Source organism: Streptomyces sp. NPDC005141 (assembly GCF_053599975.1).
In genome coordinates this window covers 24,700-41,073 of record NZ_JBSFYW010000021.1, presented here as the reverse complement: position 1 = coordinate 41,073, position 16,374 = coordinate 24,700, and the positions used below count along the sequence as shown (strand labels likewise).

Genomic DNA, 16,374 nt, shown 5'->3' with positions numbered 1-16,374 from the left:
GGAAACTTTCGTCTTCAAGATGCACACAGCCTGGTCGGGCGTAGGCATGAGCCGGGGACCGGGTACGGCCCGAATGCTCTCAGAATCGAGCTTGTCAGATGACAGGAGGTCGGCCCAGTCGAGTCAGCCGCCACACCGTACGCCACTTCATGGGACTGCGGGGTCCGCACGGACTGGTCCAGCCTTCCCTGAATCCGCCGAACCAGGCACGCAGGGCCGCTCGCGAGGGACGGCGCAGCAGCGTCAGGAGCATCCAGACACCGAGGTAGACCGGGACGAGCGGCGCGGGCAGGTTTCGGCGTGCGAGCCAGACACGGTTGCGGGCCACCATGCGGTGGTACACAGCGTGCCGCGAGGGAGCGGTCGTCGGGTGGTACAGCACCATGTCGGACCGGTAGTCGATCATCCAGCCGGCGTCGAGGGCCCGCCAGGCCAGGTCCGTCTCCTCATGGGCGTAGAAGAAGGCGTCCGGGAGCCCGCCGACCTCGGCGAGGACCTTCGTGCGGACCGCGTTGGCGCCGCCGAGGAACGTGGTGACGCGCGAGGAGCGCATCGGGTCGGCGGCGCGCAGCCTCGGCACATGGCGGCGCTGGGTCTCGCCGGTCTCGGGGTCGGCGATACGGAAGCTGATGATGCCGAGGTCCGGGTCGTCGGTGAAGGCCCGGCGGCACAGCTCGGCCGTGTCGTGGCGGGCCAGCAGGCCGTCGTCGTCCAGGAAGAGGAGGACGTCCACGTCGGTGCCGCCGGGGCCGAAGGCCTCGATGCCGACGTTGCGTCCGCCGGGGATGCCGAGGTTCTCGGGCAGCTCGACCGTGCGGACGCCCGCGGGGACGTCCGGGACGGGTGAGCCGTTGCCGACCACGACCACCTCGACGCGGTCGCCGTCCTGCTTGGCGACGGAGTCGAGAAGGGCCCGGAGTTCGTCCGGGCGGTTGCCCATGGTGATGATCACCGCGCCGACCTTCGTCGCCGTACTCACTTGAGCCTGCTCGAAGCGAGGATGGACACGAGGTGCAGCACGGTCTGCAGGATCGCGATGCCGGCGAGCACGGCGGTGCCGAGCCGGGTGAAGAACAGGTCGCCCCTGATCTGGTCCGCGATCGCGAGGACCAGGATCAGCAGGGAGGCCTCGATACCGAGGATCAGCCGGTGGAACTTGAGGGCCGCGGCGGCCTTGCGGGCCAGCGCCACTCCTGAGGAGCGGGGCTCGGACGCGGACTCCTCGACCGGGGCCAGCCCGGTCTGGTGGCGGGCGACACCGACGAGGTCGGTCTCGGCCTTGATCAGGATCGCGCCGAGGGCGGCCAGTGTGCCGAGGAAGGCCCACAGCCAGTCGACGCTGCCCGTGCCCCACAGGTCGGCGGCGCGCAGACCGAGACCGACGAGGACGGCCGCGTCGGTCAGGTAGGCGCCGACGCGGTCGAGGTACACCCCGCCGAGCGAGTACTGCTTCTTCCAGCGCGCGATCTCGCCGTCGACACAGTCGAGCAGCAGATACAGCTGGACCATCACCACGCCGAGCACGGCGCCCGCGATCCCCGGCACCAGCAGGGCCGGGGCCGCGAGCACGCCGCACAGGGTCATCAGGTACGTGAGCTGGTTGGGCGTGATCCTGGTGTTCACCAGGTAGCGGTCGCAGCGCAGCGAGATCTCTCGCATGTACAGGCGTCCCGCCCAGTGCTCACCGCTGCGCCGGTCCTTCACCCCAGGGGGGTGAACGACGGGGCGGAGTTCAGCTACTGATGGCCTTGGCATAGTCGGAGTAGATGTCCTTGATCTGGTGGGTTTTCAGGTCGAGGTGCTCGAGGATCGTGTAGCGGCCGGGCCGGGTCTGCGGAGCGAACTCCACGACCTGCACGAACTCGTCCACGGTGAAGCCGATCTCCTCGGGCAGTACCGGCAGTCCGTGCCGGTGCAGCACCTCGGCCATGAACGCCGCTTCCTCGTGCGCCCCGCGCATGTACATCGCGAAGGCCGCGCCCAGGCCGCACTGCTCGCCGTGGCTCGCCGCGCGCTGGGGGAAGAGAAGGTCGAAGGCGTGGTTGATCTCGTGGCAGGAGCCGGAGGCCGGGCGTGAGTCGCCCGAGATCGACATCGCGACGCCGGTGAGGACGAGCGCCTCCGAGAGCACCTGGAGGAAGCCGTTGTCGCCGACACCGCCGGGGTGCCGGAGCACGGCCTCGCCCGCCTGGCGCGCCATCGCGGCGGCCAGCCCGTCGATCTTCTCTCCGTTGACGCGGTTGGCCAGCTCCCAGTCGGCGATCGCGTTGATGTTGGAGATCGCGTCTCCGATGCCCGCCCGGACGAACCGGACCGGCGCCTCACGGATCACGTCGAGGTCGATGAGCACGGCGATCGGGTTGGGCACACCGTACGAGCCGCGGCCCGCGTCGTTGTCGAGAGTGGCGACCGGCGAGCACAGACCGTCGTGCGCGAGGTTCGTGGGCACGGCGACCAGGGGCAGCCCGATCCGCGCCGCGGCGAACTTCGCGCAGTCGATGATCTTGCCGCCGCCCAGGCCCACGACGGCGTCGTAGTGCCCGGACTTCATGTCGCCGGCCAGCCGGATCGCGTCGTCGAGCGTGCCGCCGCCGACCTCGTACCAGGTGGCGCCCGGCAGTGTCGGGGCGATCCGCTCGCGCAGCCTCGCGCCCGAGCCGTTGCTGACCGCTATGGCCAGCTTGCCCGAGTGCGAGATGCGCTCGTCGCTGAGTACGCTCGCCAGGTCGTCCAGGGCACCCGGACGGATGTCGACGACGACCGGCGAGGGGATGAGCCTCGTCAGTACTGGCACGCGATCTCACGTCCCTTGGCCAGGTCGTCGTGGTTGTCGATCTCGACCCACTTGACCTCACCGATCGGCGCGACGTCGATCTTGAAGCCGCGGTTCACGAGCTCCTGGTAGCCGTGCTCGTAGAACTGCTGCGGGTCGGTCTCCCACACCGTCTTCAGGGCGTCGGTCAGCTCGTCGGCGGCGGCGCCCTCGATGAGGGTCACGCCGATGTACTCACCGGTGGCCTCGGACGGGTCCATGAGCTTGGTGATCTTCTGGACGCCCTTGTCGGGGTCCACGACGACCTTCATCTCCTCGTCGGCGAGCTTCTTCACCGTGTCGAGGGCGAGGATGATCTTCTTGCCCTCGCCGCGGGCGGCGAGCAGCGTCCGCTCGACGGAGACCGGGTGCACGGTGTCTCCGTTGGCGAGTATCACGCCGTCCTTGAGGGCGTCACGGCCGCACCACAGGGAGTAGGCGTTGTTCCACTCCTCGGCCTTGTCGTTGTCGATGAGCGTGATCTTGAGGCCGTACTTCTCCTCAAGGGCCGCCTTGCGGTCGTACACGGCTTCCTTGCGGTAGCCGACGATGATTCCGACCTCGGTCAGACCGATCTCCGCGAAGTTGCCGAGGGTCAGGTCCAGGACGGTGAGGGAGTCCTCTGCGCCCGCGGGGCCCACCGGCACGAGAGCCTTCGGGAGGCTGTCGGTGTAGGGGCGCAGACGCCGTCCGGCGCCGGCTGCCAGTACAAGGCCGATCATGCGGGTTCTCCTTCATCGTGTACGGCGGGCGCCCCGGTGGACACCCAGAAGCGGATGCTCTCGGCGAGCACCAGGAGGGCGACGGCCACGGCGAGTGCCGTGAGCGCGACCTTGAACTGTGGGGCGGCGAGCAGCGCGGCAAGGACGGTGACCAGCAACGTCCTGCCTTCGTGCCCACCGATCGCCCGCACCAGCCAGTGCGGCGGGGCTCCGGCGTTGCCGCGGATGCGGTACACCGTGTCGTAGTGATGGTAGGCGACCGCGGCCACCAGGCCGAAAGCCGCCGGAAGCGCCCCGTTCACGTCGGCGTTGGCCGCCAGTACGAGAACGGTGAGGTACTCGGCCGCGCGGTAGAACGGCGGCACCAGCCAGTCGAGAGCGCCCTTCAGGGGCCTGACCAGGGCGACCGGCGACAGCAGGACGTAGAGGGCGGCGCCCAGGACGGGCCACCAGCTGCCGTAGGGGGCGAGTGCGGCGGACGTCACGACGATCGCCCCGGCCACGAAGGCGACGAGGGCCGGTGCGATCCGCGGGAGGCGGCCGGCGAAGCGCGTCAGATACTCGGCGAGCGGGCCGGAGTCGGTGAGGTCCACGAGCGCCCGCGCGGCACGGTCCGTGCGGCGCGCCTTGCGGGTCAGGGAGCGCAGCACCCGGCCCGCCGTGGTGTAGGTGGCCGCGAAGGCGCAGCCGACGAGCAGCGCGTAGAAGGTGATACGGGGGGTCGTCAGCGCCGTGAGAACGGCGATCATCGCCCATCGTTCGCCGATGGGCAGAACTATCATCCGGCGCACCCAGACCGTCCAGCCGACGCTGTCGAGCTTGCCCGAGAGGGCGGCGGTGGGGCTGGTGTTGGCCTCGGCGTCGTGGTTCGCCTCGTTGAAGGAGAAGTCCACGACGTGCCGGCAGGTCTGCAGGATCATCGCGCCGAGCGCGAGCGCCCATACGTCGTCGCCGCCGCGGGCCGCGCCGAGCGCGAGGCCCGCGTAGTAGGCGTACTCCTTGGCGCGGTCGAAGGTCGCGTCCAGCCAGGCGCCGAGCGTCGAGTACTGGAGGGAGTAGCGGGCGAGCTGTCCGTCCGTGCAGTCCAGGACGAAGGAGAACAGGAGCAGCAGCCCGGCCGCGACGAAGCCGGGGCGGGTGCCGGTGGCGGCGCAGCTCGCGGCGATCAGCGCGGTGATCAGCGAGGCGGTGGTGACCTGGTTCGGGGTCAGACCGCGGCGGGCGCACCAGCGGGCGATGTAGCGCGAGTACGGGCTGATGCAGTACGTGGTGAAGAAGCCGTCGCGGGCCTTGACGGCGCTGCGCAGCCGTACGGCCTCGTCGTCGACGGCCAGCACGGCCTGCCGGACCTCGTTGCGCTCCTGCGGATCGGCCGGGACGGCGGCGACGAGACTGCCGAGCTCCGGGCGGTGGACGGCGAGGCCGTCCGCGTCGAGTGCCGCGCCGAGGCGCTCGACGAGGTTGTCCGTGGTGACGGCCACACTGCCCGCGGCAGCGGTCTCATGGGCCACGGCGCGGGCCAGCGCCCGCCGGGCCTCGGGCTGCACGGATACGGCGCCGGGCAGCGCGGAGGCCGCGAAGCGGGGGTCGGTGAGGCCGAGGCGCAGGGCGTGCACATGGCCCACGAAGCGGGCGTCGACGACGGCGACGCGCTCCTTCGCCGGCACGGCCGCGAGCAGCGCCTCGGTCTCGCCCGTTTCAGAGGCGAGCCGCACGTCGAAGCCGAGCGACCGCAGATCGCCTTCGAGCGACGATCCGGGGACCGGCTGGCCGGTGAGGATGGCGGTCGACAGCGAACTCACTCCCTGAATGCCGGCGCGGCCTGACGCCTGGCGTGTGCGTGATGGGATGGCCCCCGGCCCGCGGCGGCGGGCCCGGCGGCATGTCGGCAGAGGGTATCCGATGAACGGAAGAGAGCGTTCACCGCCCGTTCACGGCCCGATCAACGGGTTTTGCCCTGCCGGCATCGCGATCATCATCGGGGATTCCGGGCCCGGGTCACAAACCCGGGTTCACAGACCGGCGCATTCTCGGCACGGTGCGCCGCACCCCGCGCGCCCCGGGAGCGGGGCACGGCGGACGCCGCGCGGGACCGGCATAGGGTGGTCCTCCATGACATGGCTGATCACAGGCGGAGCCGGATACATCGGGGCCCACGTGGCCCGGGCGATGGCGGAGGCCGGAGAGCGGGTCGTCGCCCTCGACGACCTCTCGTCCGGGGTACCGAACCGGCTTCCGGAGAGCATCCCGCTGGTTCAGGGGTCGTCGCTGGACGGGGATCTGCTCAAGCGGGTCCTGGCGGAGCACGCGGTGACGGGCGTCGTGCACCTGGCCGCGCGCAAGCAGGTCGGTGAGTCCGTGGCCGAACCGGCGCGCTACTACCAGGAGAACGTGGGCGGTCTCGCGACGCTCCTGGAGGCGGTCGCCGGGGCGGGCGTCAAGCGCTTCGTGTTCTCCTCGTCGGCGGCCGTGTACGGCAATCCCGATGTGGACCTCATCACGGAGGCCACTCCCTGCGCCCCGATGAGCCCCTACGGCGAGACGAAGCTCGCCGGCGAGTGGCTGGTGCGGGCGACGGGCCGGGCGCACGGTATCGCCACCGTGTGCCTGCGCTACTTCAACGTGGCGGGCGCGGCCTCGCCGGAACTCGCCGACACGGGCGTCTTCAACATCATCCCGATGGTGTTCGACCGCCTCACCCGTGACGAGGCCCCGCGGATCTTCGGCGACGACTACCCGACGCCGGACGGCACCTGCGTACGCGACTACATCCATGTCGCCGACCTCGCCGAGGCGCATCTCACGGCGGCCCGGCGGCTGGCCGACGGTGCGAGCGGTGATCTGACGGTGAACATCGGCCGCGGCGAGGGGGTCTCCGTGCGGGAGCTCATGACGCTCGTCGCCGAGGTCACCGGGGACACCCGGCAGCCGCTCGTCGAGCCGCGCCGCCCGGGTGACGCCCCGCGCGCGGTCGCCTCGGCCGCCCTGGCGGCCGAGGAACTGGGCTGGCGCGCGCGGCGCGAGGTGCGCGAGATGGTGGAGTCGGCCTGGCGGGGCTGGCTGCTGCACCACCCGGAGACCGCGTCAGCATGATGGTGCCGGTGCTCTGACCTGCAGATCGTTTCCGCAGGTCAGAGCATATGACAACGGTGTTCAGTGCCGCGTTGCCCGGTACCCCTCGCCCGTAGTTCACTGTGACGACCGAGCGGAACACGGGAGGCGGCTTTTCATGGGGGCTGGGCACGACCACGGGCACGCGCACGGCGCTCCCCCGACCGGTACGGCGGCAGCCGCGTACCGCGGGAGGCTGCGCGTCGCGCTGGCGATCACGCTCACCGTCATGGTCGTCGAGATCTTCGGAGGTCTGCTCGCCGATTCGCTCGCGCTCGTCGCGGACGCGGCGCACATGGCGACGGACGCGCTGGGACTGGGCATGGCCCTGCTCGCGATCCACTTCGCGGCGCGCCCGCCGAGCGAGAACCGCACCTTCGGCCTCGCGCGGGCCGAGATCCTCGCCGCGCTCGCCAACTGTCTGCTGCTGCTCGTGGTCGGCGGTTATGTGCTCGTCGAAGCGATCCAGCGCTTCGTGACGCCCGCGGACACCAAGGGCGGACTGACCATCGTGTTCGGTGTGATCGGTCTGGTCGCCAACACGGTCTCGCTGACGCTGCTCATGCGCGGGCAGAAGGACAGCCTGAACGTGCGCGGCGCCTTCCTGGAGGTGGCGGCGGACGCCCTCGGCTCGGTGGCGGTCATCGTCGCCGCGGTGGTGATCATGACCACCGGCTGGCAGGCCGCGGACCCGATCGCCTCGATCGCCATCGCCCTGATGATCGTCCCGCGCACCTGGAAGCTGCTCCACGAGACGCTCGACGTGCTCCTGGAGGCGGCGCCCAAGGGCGTCGACATGGCGGACGTACGCGCCCACATCCTGGCCCTCGACGGTGTCGAGGACGTCCACGACCTGCACGCCTGGACCATCACATCGGGCATGCCGGTCCTCTCCGCGCACGTGGTTGTCAGCTCCGACGTCCTGAACGCGATCGGTCACGAGAAGATCCTTCACGAGCTCCAGGGCTGTCTGGGCGTCCACTTCGACGTCGAGCACTGCACCTTCCAGCTGGAGCCGAGCGGACACGCGGAGCACGAGGCGAAGCTCTGCCACTGACGTAAATCCGGAGGCGGCACCGCGGCACCGCCTGTTAGCGTGGCGGGAGATCCCAGGAGGTGGGTTGATGACGGCCGTTCCCGGCGCTGCCACGCGCAGCGACCTCGTCGTCCCCGTTTCCCGGGCCCGCGGCTGACCCGCCGTTTCGGCGACGCGTCGGCCGGGCCCCTCATCAAGGGTTTCCACGTTGACCGACCACACCGAACACAGGACTGAACACACCACCGGTCACAGCACTGTCTGGCGCACCCGCCAGGAGACCTCCGCCGACATCGCCGAGGTCTACGCCGTGACCGCCGCCGCCTTCGAAAGGGCGGAGGAAGCCGATCTGGTGGACGCGCTGCGCACCGACCCCGGGGCGTGGCTGCCCGGCCTGTCGTACGTCGCCGAGGCACCGGACGGCACGATCGCGTCGTACGCCCTGATCACGCGCTGTCATGTCGACGGCGTCCCGGCGGCCGCGCTGGCGCCGGTCGCCGTCCGCCCGGACCGGCAGCGCCGGGGCGCCGGATCGGCCGTCGTACGCGCGGTGCTGGAGGCGGCACGCGCGCGAGGTGAGGGGCTCGTCCTCGTACTCGGGCACCCCGGGTACTACCCGAGGTTCGGTTTCGGGCCCGCCGCCGACTACGGCATCCGGCCCGGATTCGACGTGCCGTCCGAACACGTGATGGCCCTCGTCCTCGACGATTCCGTGTCGGTGGCACCGGGCACGATCAGGTATCCGGCCGCTTTCGGCGTCTGATCCACGTCACCGTGTGTCCCGCCCCGGGGCTCCCCGGGGCGGGACATGCGGGAGCCGCGAAGTGCCGGGAGTGCCGGTTTCGTACGGCAGACTGGGGCTTGAAGACCGATGCGAAGGATGGGTATGCCGATCACACCTGCCACCGCGACGCACAGTTCGTCGAACGGCACCGTTGAAGCGATCTTGCTGGAACTGGTCGACGAGGACGGCAACACGATCGGTACGGCCGAGAAGCTCGCGGCTCATCAGGCCCCGGGGCAGTTGCACAGAGCGTTCTCGGTGTTCCTCTTCGACGAGCAGGGCCGGCTGCTGCTGCAGCAGCGCGCCCTCGGCAAGTACCACTCCCCCGGTGTCTGGTCGAACACCTGCTGCGGCCACCCCTACCCGGGCGAGGGACCGTTCGCCGCGGCGGCCCGGCGGACGTACGAGGAGCTCGGGGTGTCACCGACCCTGCTCGCCGAGGCGGGCACGGTCCGTTACAACCACCCGGACCCGGACTCGGGCCTGGTGGAACAGGAGTACAACCACCTGTTCGTCGGGATGGTGCAGTCGGTGCTGCGGCCCGACCCGGAAGAGGTCGGCTCGACCGCTTTCGTGACCGCCGCCGAGCTGGCGGAGCGGCACGCGAAGGACCCCTTCTCGGCGTGGTTCATGACGGTGCTGGACGCGGCCCGTCCGGCGATCCGGGAGCTGACGGGCCCGTCCGCGGGCTGGTAGGCCGGTCCTCTACACACTCGGAGCGAGCGGCAGGGCGGCCCAGATCACCTTGCCGCCGCTCGCGGTGTGCTCGACGTCGCACACTCCGCCGTACTCCCTGGTGACCTCACGCACCAGGAGCAGGCCCCGGCCTCCGGTCTGCCCGTGGTCGGCCTCCAGCGCGGTCGGCCGGTAGGGGTGGTTGTCCTCGACGGACACCCGCACCCACTCGGCGCCGACCGCGACCTCCACCGCGAGCATCGGCGACAGAAGTGCCGCGTGCTTGACGGCGTTCGTGACCAGTTCGGACACGATCAACAGCAGTCCCTGAACGAGATCGTCCGAGACCGGTACCCCCTGGCGGACCAGCAGATCACGGACGGCGTGCCGCGCCTGCGGCACCGAGGCGTCGACGGCGGTGGCGGTGAAGCGCCACACCCCCTCGTACGGCAGCGGTCCCGGCGATCTGACGCCGGAGGTCGCGCCTCCGCCTTCAGGGCTCGGGTCGGACCCCGGCCCGGGGTTCTCCATCGTCCGGTCGCCACCCTTGCGCTCGATTGTCACCACACGTCGAGTGTTGGTAATGCGCCGGTCCGTACCGGTTGACTGAACAGAAGTCAGCAATTATCGATAGTTTCTGATCGTTTGCGTATGACGCCGTCAGTTCCACGACAGCTCCTGTCTGTCTTGTGCCGACTTCGGAAACTCTTCGGGTTGTACGGGTTTGCCCCTCAGCTGACCCGATTCGTTCCCCGCCTTTCCGTCGCCCGTCTGACGGCCCGGGAGGGTGCCCGCGATCCGGAGCGCGCTGTAGGTGCAGATAGCATCCGGCGCATGGAGCCGCAGCTGTTGCACCACGTCGGCGACGGAGTCGCCACCGTCGTCATCCATCACCCCGCCAAGCGGAACGCCATGACGACGCAGATGTGGCGAGCACTGCCGCCGCTGCTGGACGAGTTGACCGTTCGCGCCGATGTGCACGCTCTGGTGCTCACCGGTGAGGGCGGGACGTTCTGCGCCGGAGCCGACATCTCGACGCTGCGGGGCTCTCCGGACGAGGCCCAGGGCCTGGCCGTGCTCGCCGAGGAGTCCCTCGCCGCGTTCCCGAAGCCGACGCTGGCCGCGATTCGCGGCTACTGCGTGGGCGGCGGATCCCAGCTCGCGGCCGCCTGCGATCTGCGGTTCGCCCAGGAAGGGTCGCTGTTCGGGGTGACTCCGGCGAAGCTCGGGATCGTCTATCCGGCCTCCTCCACGCGGCGGTTGGCGGCGCTGGTGGGTCCGTCCGCCGCCAAGTACCTGCTCTTCTCCGGCGAGTTGATCGACAGTGAGCGCGCGCTGCGTACCGGTCTGGTGGACGAGGTGCTGCCCGAGGGCGAACTCGACAAGCGGGTCGCGGAGTTCACCCGCATCCTGGCCTCGCGCTCCCTGCTGACGCAGGCGGCGGCGAAGGAGTTCGCGAACGGGCGCACCGACCGAGACGCCTACTGGGCGGAGCAGGCGCGCGGCGGCGGCGACACCGCGGAGGGGGTCGCCGCCTTCCTGGAGCGCAGGCAGCCGCGCTTCACTTGGGCTCCGTGAGGGCGCGACGGCCCTTCGAGGCGCGGCTGTTCGGGGCACTGCCGTTCGGGGGCGGCGCCTGAGACCGGCGGTCTCCGTGTCTAGGTCAGGAATACGTGGCTCTTGCTCCGGAACTCCTCGACCAGGTGCGCGGGCGCCTTCTCCGGGGACCCGGCGTCGTAGGGCGGCTGCGGGTCGTACTCGGTCAGCAGCTGTACGGCCTGGGCGTGTTCGTCCCCCGCGATCCGGCCGAGCAGGGTGAGCCCCATGTCGATGCCGGCGGAGACACCGGCCGCGGTCACGTACTTGCCGTCGAACACGACCCGCTCCCCCGTCGGCTCGGCGCCGAACCGCGCCAGGTCCCCGAGGGCCAGCCAGTGGGAGGTGGCCCGGTGGCCGTCCAGGAGCCCCGCGGCGGCCAGCAGCAGGGAACCGGTGCACACCGAGGTCGTCCAGACGCTGGTGCGGTCGGCGCCCCGCAGCCAGTCGAGGAGGACCCGGCTGTCCATCTGCGCACTCTGGCCCGGCCCTCCCGGCACCACCACGATGTCCGGGTTCGGCACCTCCGCGAGGCTCTTGTCCGCGGTCAGCGCGAGCCGGCCGGTGTCGGAACGGACCGGGCCGGTGCGCTCGGCGACGAAGACGGTGTCCGCGTCCGGCAGCCGGCCGAGGGTCTCGTACGGGCCGACGGCGTCCAGGGCGGTGAAGCGGTCGTAGAGGACGATGGCGATCTGCATCGGATTCCTTTCGGCGAGGGGCGCGGTGCGGCCCCTGGGTGAGCGGGTGTCGGGAGCGAGCCGACGCGAGGCCGGGGCGCGCGGAACGGTGAGGGCGGGCCCGGCCCGCGGCGGGCCGACGAGTGGAGCGGGCCGCCGTCAGCCCGTGGGGGCCGGCCGGAAGCGGCGCCGGTACTCGGCCGGAGCCGAGCCGAGGATCTTCACGAAGGCACGGCGCATGCCCTCGGGGGTGCCGTAGCCGCAGGCGCGGGAGATCTCCTCGATGCCGTCGGTGGTGTCCTCCAGGAGGCGGCGGGCGTGCTCGAGGCGGACCCGCTCGACGTACCGGCCGGGCGTCGTGCCGGTCTCGGTCTGGAAGGCGCGGGCGAAATGGCGGGGCGACAGGCGGGCGCGGGCGGCGAGCGACTCGACGCTCAGATCGCCGCCGGGGTGCTCGGAGATCCACTGCTGGACCTCGCGCAGCGGTTCGCGCCGCGCGGTCTGGGCGGCGAGCTGGGCGCTGAACTGGGCCTGGCCGCCCGGACGCCGGAGGAAGACGACGAGGTGACGGGCGATGGTCAGGGCTGCGTCGCGGCCCAGATCCTCCTCGACGAGGGCGAGGGCCAGGTCGATGCCGGAGGTGACGCCCGCCGAGGTGGACACGTTGCCGTCGCGTACGTAGATGGGGTCGGGATCGACCGTGACCGCCGGGTGGTCGTGGGCGAGCTGGTCGCAGTACGCCCAGTGGGTCGTCGCGCGGCGGCCGTCGAGGAGGCCCGCCGCGGCGAGCAGTCCGGCGCCGGTGCACACCGAGACCAGGCGCTCGGCGCGCGGACCGTGGGCGCGCAGCCAGCCGATCAGGCGGGGATCCGGACACCGGGTGCCGTGGCCGCCGGGAACCAGCAGGGTGTGCGCGGCGGGAGCGTCGGCGAGTGCCTGCTCCGGGACCAGGACGAGGCCGCTGGAGGTGCGCACCGGGGCGCCGTCCAGGGTGGCGGTGCGGATGCGGTACGAGCCGCCGCGGTAGGTCTCGGCTCCCGCGAACACCTCCAGGGGGCCGGTGACGTCGAGGCTCTGCACGCCGTCGAAGAGGACGATCAGGACCGTTCGCATGTCTCGATTCTCGACCGGCACGCCGATGGCCGCAATGACGCATACCCCACCTTTCCTGCCATCGGAGGGTTCACTGTTCACGACGTACCGACCAGTCGGTAATGTGCGGGGCATGACCTCTCCACTGCCGGAGCGCGCCGGGCGCCGCTGCCACAACGTCCTCAACCCGCTGCACTCGACGCACTACTTCTCGCCCGATCTGGGGCGTGAGCTGGCCGCGGTCGGCATCGAGGACGAGCGGGCCGCCTACTTCGCGGCACGGGCCGCGGCGATGGGCGCGGTCGGCGCCGGCACGGTGACGGCGACGTTCTACAACTTCCGGCACGACCTGGTGGCCGCGCATGTGCCCGCGGTGTGGCGGGCGGCCTCTCCGGAGACGGTGCTCGCGGCACGCGCGCATGCCGTGGACGCGACGCTCAGGCGGCTGCTCGGCGAGGACCTCATCGCCTCCAAGGACGTGGCCGAGGCGGCGGAACTCGCCCTGCGCGCGGCCGAGGCCTGCGGCTCGACCGCCCGTCCGCTCTACGCCGCGCACGCGGACCTCCCCGTGCCCGAGGCACCGCACCTGGCGCTCTGGCACGCGGCCACCCTGCTGCGCGAGCACCGCGGCGACGGTCACCTCGCGGTGCTGCTCGACGCGGAGCTCGACCCGGTGGAGGCCCTGGTGAGCCACACCGCGACCGGCAAGGGCATGGCTCCCAAGTGGGCGCTGGGCACGCGCGGCTGGTCGCGGCAGGACTGGGAGGCGGCGTCCGGGCGGCTGCGGGAGCGCGGGCTGCTCGACGCGCGGGGCGAACTGACGCAGGCGGGCGTGGACCTGCGCCAGGACATCGAGGCCCGGACGGACCGGCTCGACCGCGCCCCCTACGAGCACCTGGGCGCCGCCGGGGTGGAGCGGCTGACGGAAATCGCGAGGAACCTGCTGATGACGGCGTTCGCCGCCGGCGCGTTCCCGGACGGAATGATCGGCAAGGAATGACCTGCGAGGCATGATCGGCGGGAGCTGAGGTACCCGTACGTCACCCGGCTCTCCGTGCCGGGTGACGAAAGGGGAGATTCATGCTGCGTGCCATCGCGGACGTGCTGCGGCAGATCGGCGGGGCGATCGCCACGGTCGTGACGCTGCCGTTCCGGGCCCTGGCCCGGCTGTTCGGCGGAGCCTCGCGCTCCGGGCGGGCCCGAGGGGCCTGAGGGACACAACCGCCCACGGGGTCCGAGAGACACGCCCGCCCGCGAGATCCGAGGGGGACGCAGTCCCGCGGGCCCCGCGGGATTCCGTGTCCCTGGGGCCGGACCCCGCGGCGCGCGACCCGTTCGAGTGCCGCCCTGATCCCCCGTTGTCCGTGTCACCTGCCACAATTGCCGCGCAACCCCAGTGGAGAAGGCGGTACGGGATCGTGACGACACCCCTCGTAGGGTCCATCGAAGGCAGGATCGCCGAGGAACTCGGCGTACGGGAGCGGCAGGTCAAGGCCGCCGTCGACTTGCTCGACGGCGGGTCGACGGTTCCCTTCATCGCCCGCTACCGCAAGGAAGCGACCGAGATGCTCGACGATGCGCAGCTGCGCACCCTCGAGGAACGGCTGCGCTATCTGCGGGAGCTGGAGGACCGGCGCGCCGCGATCCTCGACTCGGTGCGCGAGCAGGGCAAGCTCAGCGCCGAACTCGAGGCGCAGATCAGGGCCGCCGAGACGAAGGCGCGTCTCGAGGACATCTATCTGCCGTTCAAGCCCAAGCGGCGCACCAAGGCGCAGATCGCCCGCGAGGCGGGCCTGGAGCCGCTGGCCGACGGCCTGCTCGGCGACGCGACGGTCGACCCGCTCGCCGCGGCGGCGGCCTTCGTCGACGCCGACAAGGGCGTCGCCGACCCGCAGGCCGCCCTGGACGGCGCCCGGTCTATCCTCACCGAGCGGTTCTCCGAGGACGCCGACCTGATCGGCGAGCTGCGCGAGCGCATGTGGGTGCGCGGACGGCTCGCCGCCAAGGTGCGCGAGGGCAAGGAGGAGGCGGGCGCCAAGTTCGCCGACTACTTCGACTTCGCCGAGCCCTTCAAGGAACTGCCCTCGCACCGCATCCTCGCCATGCTGCGCGGCGAGAAGGAGGACGTCCTCGATCTCGTCCTGGAGCCGGAGGAGTCCACCGAGGGGCCTTCGTCGTACGAGGGGATCGTCGCCCACCGTTTCGGGATCGCCGACCGCGGCCGTCCCGGCGACAAGTGGCTGACGGAGACCGCGCGTTGGGCCTGGCGCACCCGCATTCTCGTGCACCTCGGCATCGACATGCGCCTCAGGCTGCGCACCGCCGCCGAGGACGAGGCGGTGAACGTCTTCGCGACCAACCTGCGGGACCTGCTGCTCGCCGCCCCGGCGGGCACGCGCTCGACGCTGGGCCTGGACCCCGGTTTCCGTACGGGCGTGAAGGTCGCCGTCGTCGACGCGACCGGCAAGGTCGTCGCGACGGACGTCATCCACCCGCACGTCCCGGCCAACCGGTGGGACGAGGCGATCGCCAAGCTCGCCCGGCTCTCCAAGGAGCACGCGGTCGAGCTGATCGCGATCGGCAACGGCACGGCGTCCCGCGAGACCGACAAGCTCGCCGGTGAGCTCATCACCAAGCACCCGGAGCTCGGCCTCACCAAGGTCATGGTGTCGGAGGCGGGGGCGTCGGTGTACTCGGCGTCGGCCTTCGCCTCCCAGGAGCTGCCCGGCATGGATGTGTCGCTGCGCGGCGCCGTCTCCATCGCGCGGCGTCTGCAGGATCCGCTGGCCGAGCTGGTGAAGATCGACCCGAAGTCGATCGGTGTCGGGCAGTATCAGCACGACCTGTCCGAGGTGAAGCTGTCCCGGTCGCTGGACGCGGTGGTCGAGGACTGTGTGAACGGCGTGGGCGTGGACGTGAACACCGCCTCGACCCCGCTGCTGGCCCGGGTCTCCGGCATCACCTCCGGCCTCGCGGAGAACATCGTGGCGCACCGTGACGCCAACGGTCCCTTCACCTCCCGTACGGCTCTCAAGAGCGTGGCCCGGCTGGGCCCCAAGGCGTACGAGCAGTGCGCGGGCTTCCTGCGGATCCGGGGCGGGGACGACCCGCTGGACGCGTCCAGCGTGCACCCGGAGGCGTACCCCGTGGTGCGGCGGATGGTGAAGACGGCGGGCAGCGAGGTCGCGTCGCTGGTCGGCAACGCGGGTGTGCTGCGCTCGCTGAGGGCGGCCGACTTCGTCGACGAGAAATTCGGTCTGCCGACCGTCACGGACATCCTGAAGGAGCTGGAGAAGCCGGGGCGCGACCCACGACCCGCCTTCAAGACGGCCACCTTCAAGGACGGCGTCGAGAAGATCTCCGACCTGGCGTCCGGGATGGTTCTGGAGGGGGTCGTCACGAACGTGGCCGCGTTCGGCGCGTTCGTGGACATCGGCGTCCACCAGGACGGGCTCGTGCACGTCTCCGCGCTGTCGAAGACCTTCGTCAAGGACCCGCGGGACGTCGTGAAGTCCGGCGACATCGTCAAGGTGAAGGTCCTGGACATCGACATTCCGCGCAAGCGGATCTCGCTGACGCTCCGGCTGGACGACGAGGCGGCGGCCCCGGCCGCCGAGGGCGGCGGTCGTCCCCAGCGGGGCGGGCGGCCGCCCCAGCAGCGGGGACAGCGGCAGGGCGGTCGCGGAGGCGGTGGCGGTGGCGGCGGTGGCGGCTCCCGGCAGGCTCCGCCGCCGGCGAACAGCGCCATGGCGGACGCCCTGCGGCGCGCCGGCCTGACCGACCCCAAGCGGGGCCGGGGCTGACACGGCTGACTGCGGTGAAACTCTGCGAAGGGGCGGCTGCCTTCAACGGCGGCCGCCCCTTCGCGG

General features: G+C 71.3%; 16 protein-coding genes. 8 read left to right on the top strand and 8 right to left on the bottom strand.

The window, feature by feature from the left end; all coding sequences use genetic code 11:
* Nucleotides 1–94: 94 nt before the first annotated feature.
* The 5 genes from ACWD68_RS18620 to ACWD68_RS18600 are packed head-to-tail and all read right to left on the bottom strand — an operon-like array spanning nucleotide 95 to nucleotide 5,327.
* Entirely contained in the window at nucleotides 95–979 is an 885-nt protein-coding gene (locus ACWD68_RS18620) for a glycosyltransferase family 2 protein (RefSeq protein ID WP_451807504.1), read from the bottom strand.
* A complete protein-coding gene (locus tag ACWD68_RS18615) occupies nucleotides 976–1,755 on the bottom strand; it encodes a CDP-alcohol phosphatidyltransferase family protein (RefSeq protein WP_451807503.1) in 780 nt (259 codons plus the stop codon). The genes ACWD68_RS18620 and ACWD68_RS18615 overlap by 4 nt, the downstream gene beginning before the upstream one ends.
* Nucleotides 1,733–2,794, bottom strand: a complete 1,062-nt coding sequence (locus ACWD68_RS18610; RefSeq protein WP_451807502.1) for an iron-containing alcohol dehydrogenase family protein — start codon at nucleotides 2,792–2,794, stop codon at nucleotides 1,733–1,735. The genes ACWD68_RS18615 and ACWD68_RS18610 overlap by 23 nt, the downstream gene beginning before the upstream one ends.
* The gene (locus tag ACWD68_RS18605) at nucleotides 2,782–3,534 is read right to left on the bottom strand and encodes a phosphocholine cytidylyltransferase family protein (RefSeq protein ID WP_451807501.1); all 753 of its coding nucleotides are present in this window, start codon (nucleotides 3,532–3,534) and stop codon (nucleotides 2,782–2,784) included. Before ACWD68_RS18605 ends, ACWD68_RS18610 begins: the two co-directional genes overlap by 13 nt.
* Nucleotides 3,531–5,327: a DUF5941 domain-containing protein gene (locus ACWD68_RS18600; protein ID WP_451807583.1), complete on the bottom strand. Its 1,797-nt coding sequence runs from the start codon at nucleotides 5,325–5,327 to the stop codon at nucleotides 3,531–3,533. Before ACWD68_RS18600 ends, ACWD68_RS18605 begins: the two co-directional genes overlap by 4 nt.
* Before the next feature lie 319 nt (nucleotides 5,328–5,646).
* On the opposite strand from ACWD68_RS18600, the gene galE reads away from it, so the two are divergent.
* From galE to idi, 4 genes are all read left to right on the top strand, one after another.
* Nucleotides 5,647–6,627: a UDP-glucose 4-epimerase GalE gene (gene galE, locus ACWD68_RS18595; protein WP_451807500.1), complete on the top strand. Its 981-nt coding sequence runs from the start codon at nucleotides 5,647–5,649 to the stop codon at nucleotides 6,625–6,627.
* Between the two features lie 136 nt (nucleotides 6,628–6,763).
* Nucleotides 6,764–7,702: a cation diffusion facilitator family transporter gene (locus ACWD68_RS18590; protein ID WP_451807499.1), complete on the top strand. Its 939-nt coding sequence runs from the start codon at nucleotides 6,764–6,766 to the stop codon at nucleotides 7,700–7,702.
* Between the two features lie 187 nt (nucleotides 7,703–7,889).
* Nucleotides 7,890–8,444: a GNAT family N-acetyltransferase gene (locus ACWD68_RS18585; protein WP_451807498.1), complete on the top strand. Its 555-nt coding sequence runs from the start codon at nucleotides 7,890–7,892 to the stop codon at nucleotides 8,442–8,444.
* A gap of 123 nt (nucleotides 8,445–8,567) precedes the next feature.
* Nucleotides 8,568–9,161 (top strand): isopentenyl-diphosphate Delta-isomerase, encoded by a 594-nt coding sequence (idi, locus tag ACWD68_RS18580; protein ID WP_451807497.1) that lies wholly within the window; start codon nucleotides 8,568–8,570, stop codon nucleotides 9,159–9,161.
* 9 nt (nucleotides 9,162–9,170) lie between these two features.
* Here the strand turns inward: idi and ACWD68_RS18575 are convergent, their stop codons facing one another.
* Nucleotides 9,171–9,671, bottom strand: a complete 501-nt coding sequence (locus tag ACWD68_RS18575; RefSeq protein ID WP_451807582.1) for an ATP-binding protein — start codon at nucleotides 9,669–9,671, stop codon at nucleotides 9,171–9,173.
* Nucleotides 9,672–9,974: 303 nt separating this feature from the next.
* On the opposite strand from ACWD68_RS18575, the gene ACWD68_RS18570 reads away from it, so the two are divergent.
* Nucleotides 9,975–10,718 carry an enoyl-CoA hydratase/isomerase family protein gene (locus ACWD68_RS18570; protein ID WP_451807496.1) on the top strand — a complete coding sequence of 248 codons (744 nt, stop codon included), beginning with the start codon at nucleotides 9,975–9,977 and terminating at the stop codon, nucleotides 10,716–10,718.
* An 80-nt stretch (nucleotides 10,719–10,798) separates the two neighbouring features.
* On the opposite strand, the gene ACWD68_RS18565 is transcribed toward ACWD68_RS18570, so the two are convergent.
* Nucleotides 10,799–11,434: a DJ-1/PfpI family protein gene (locus ACWD68_RS18565; RefSeq protein WP_451807495.1), complete on the bottom strand. Its 636-nt coding sequence runs from the start codon at nucleotides 11,432–11,434 to the stop codon at nucleotides 10,799–10,801.
* Between the two features lie 138 nt (nucleotides 11,435–11,572).
* Nucleotides 11,573–12,526, bottom strand: a complete 954-nt coding sequence (locus tag ACWD68_RS18560; protein WP_451807494.1) for a GlxA family transcriptional regulator — start codon at nucleotides 12,524–12,526, stop codon at nucleotides 11,573–11,575.
* A gap of 112 nt (nucleotides 12,527–12,638) precedes the next feature.
* Here ACWD68_RS18560 and ACWD68_RS18555 point away from each other — a divergent pair, with 112 nt between their 5' ends.
* The 3 genes from ACWD68_RS18555 to ACWD68_RS18545 all read left to right on the top strand — a co-directional run bounded on the left by ACWD68_RS18555 (nucleotide 12,639) and on the right by ACWD68_RS18545 (nucleotide 16,308).
* Nucleotides 12,639–13,505, top strand: a complete 867-nt coding sequence (locus ACWD68_RS18555; RefSeq protein ID WP_451807493.1) for an SCO6745 family protein — start codon at nucleotides 12,639–12,641, stop codon at nucleotides 13,503–13,505.
* 80 nt (nucleotides 13,506–13,585) lie between these two features.
* Nucleotides 13,586–13,717, top strand: a complete 132-nt coding sequence (locus ACWD68_RS18550; RefSeq protein ID WP_266764083.1) for an LPFR motif small protein — start codon at nucleotides 13,586–13,588, stop codon at nucleotides 13,715–13,717.
* 206 nt (nucleotides 13,718–13,923) lie between these two features.
* Nucleotides 13,924–16,308, top strand: a complete 2,385-nt coding sequence (locus ACWD68_RS18545) for a Tex family protein (protein ID WP_451807492.1) — start codon at nucleotides 13,924–13,926, stop codon at nucleotides 16,306–16,308.
* The last annotated feature ends 66 nt before the right edge of the window (nucleotides 16,309–16,374 follow it).

Coding starts and splice junctions, on each gene's coding strand:
- ACWD68_RS18615 (WP_451807503.1), bottom strand. CDS start 1,755: ATGCCAAGGCCATCAGTAGCTGAACTCCGCCCCGTCGTTCACCCCCCT.
- ACWD68_RS18605 (WP_451807501.1), bottom strand. CDS start 3,534: ATGATCGGCCTTGTACTGGCAGCCGGCGCCGGACGGCGTCTGCGCCCC.
- galE (WP_451807500.1), top strand. CDS start 5,647: ATGACATGGCTGATCACAGGCGGAGCCGGATACATCGGGGCCCACGTG.
- ACWD68_RS18590 (WP_451807499.1), top strand. CDS start 6,764: ATGGGGGCTGGGCACGACCACGGGCACGCGCACGGCGCTCCCCCGACC.
- idi (WP_451807497.1), top strand. CDS start 8,568: ATGCCGATCACACCTGCCACCGCGACGCACAGTTCGTCGAACGGCACC.
- ACWD68_RS18575 (WP_451807582.1), bottom strand. CDS start 9,671: ATGGAGAACCCCGGGCCGGGGTCCGACCCGAGCCCTGAAGGCGGAGGC.
- ACWD68_RS18570 (WP_451807496.1), top strand. CDS start 9,975: ATGGAGCCGCAGCTGTTGCACCACGTCGGCGACGGAGTCGCCACCGTC.
- ACWD68_RS18565 (WP_451807495.1), bottom strand. CDS start 11,434: ATGCAGATCGCCATCGTCCTCTACGACCGCTTCACCGCCCTGGACGCC.
- ACWD68_RS18560 (WP_451807494.1), bottom strand. CDS start 12,526: ATGCGAACGGTCCTGATCGTCCTCTTCGACGGCGTGCAGAGCCTCGAC.
- ACWD68_RS18555 (WP_451807493.1), top strand. CDS start 12,639: ATGACCTCTCCACTGCCGGAGCGCGCCGGGCGCCGCTGCCACAACGTC.
- ACWD68_RS18550 (WP_266764083.1), top strand. CDS start 13,586: ATGCTGCGTGCCATCGCGGACGTGCTGCGGCAGATCGGCGGGGCGATC.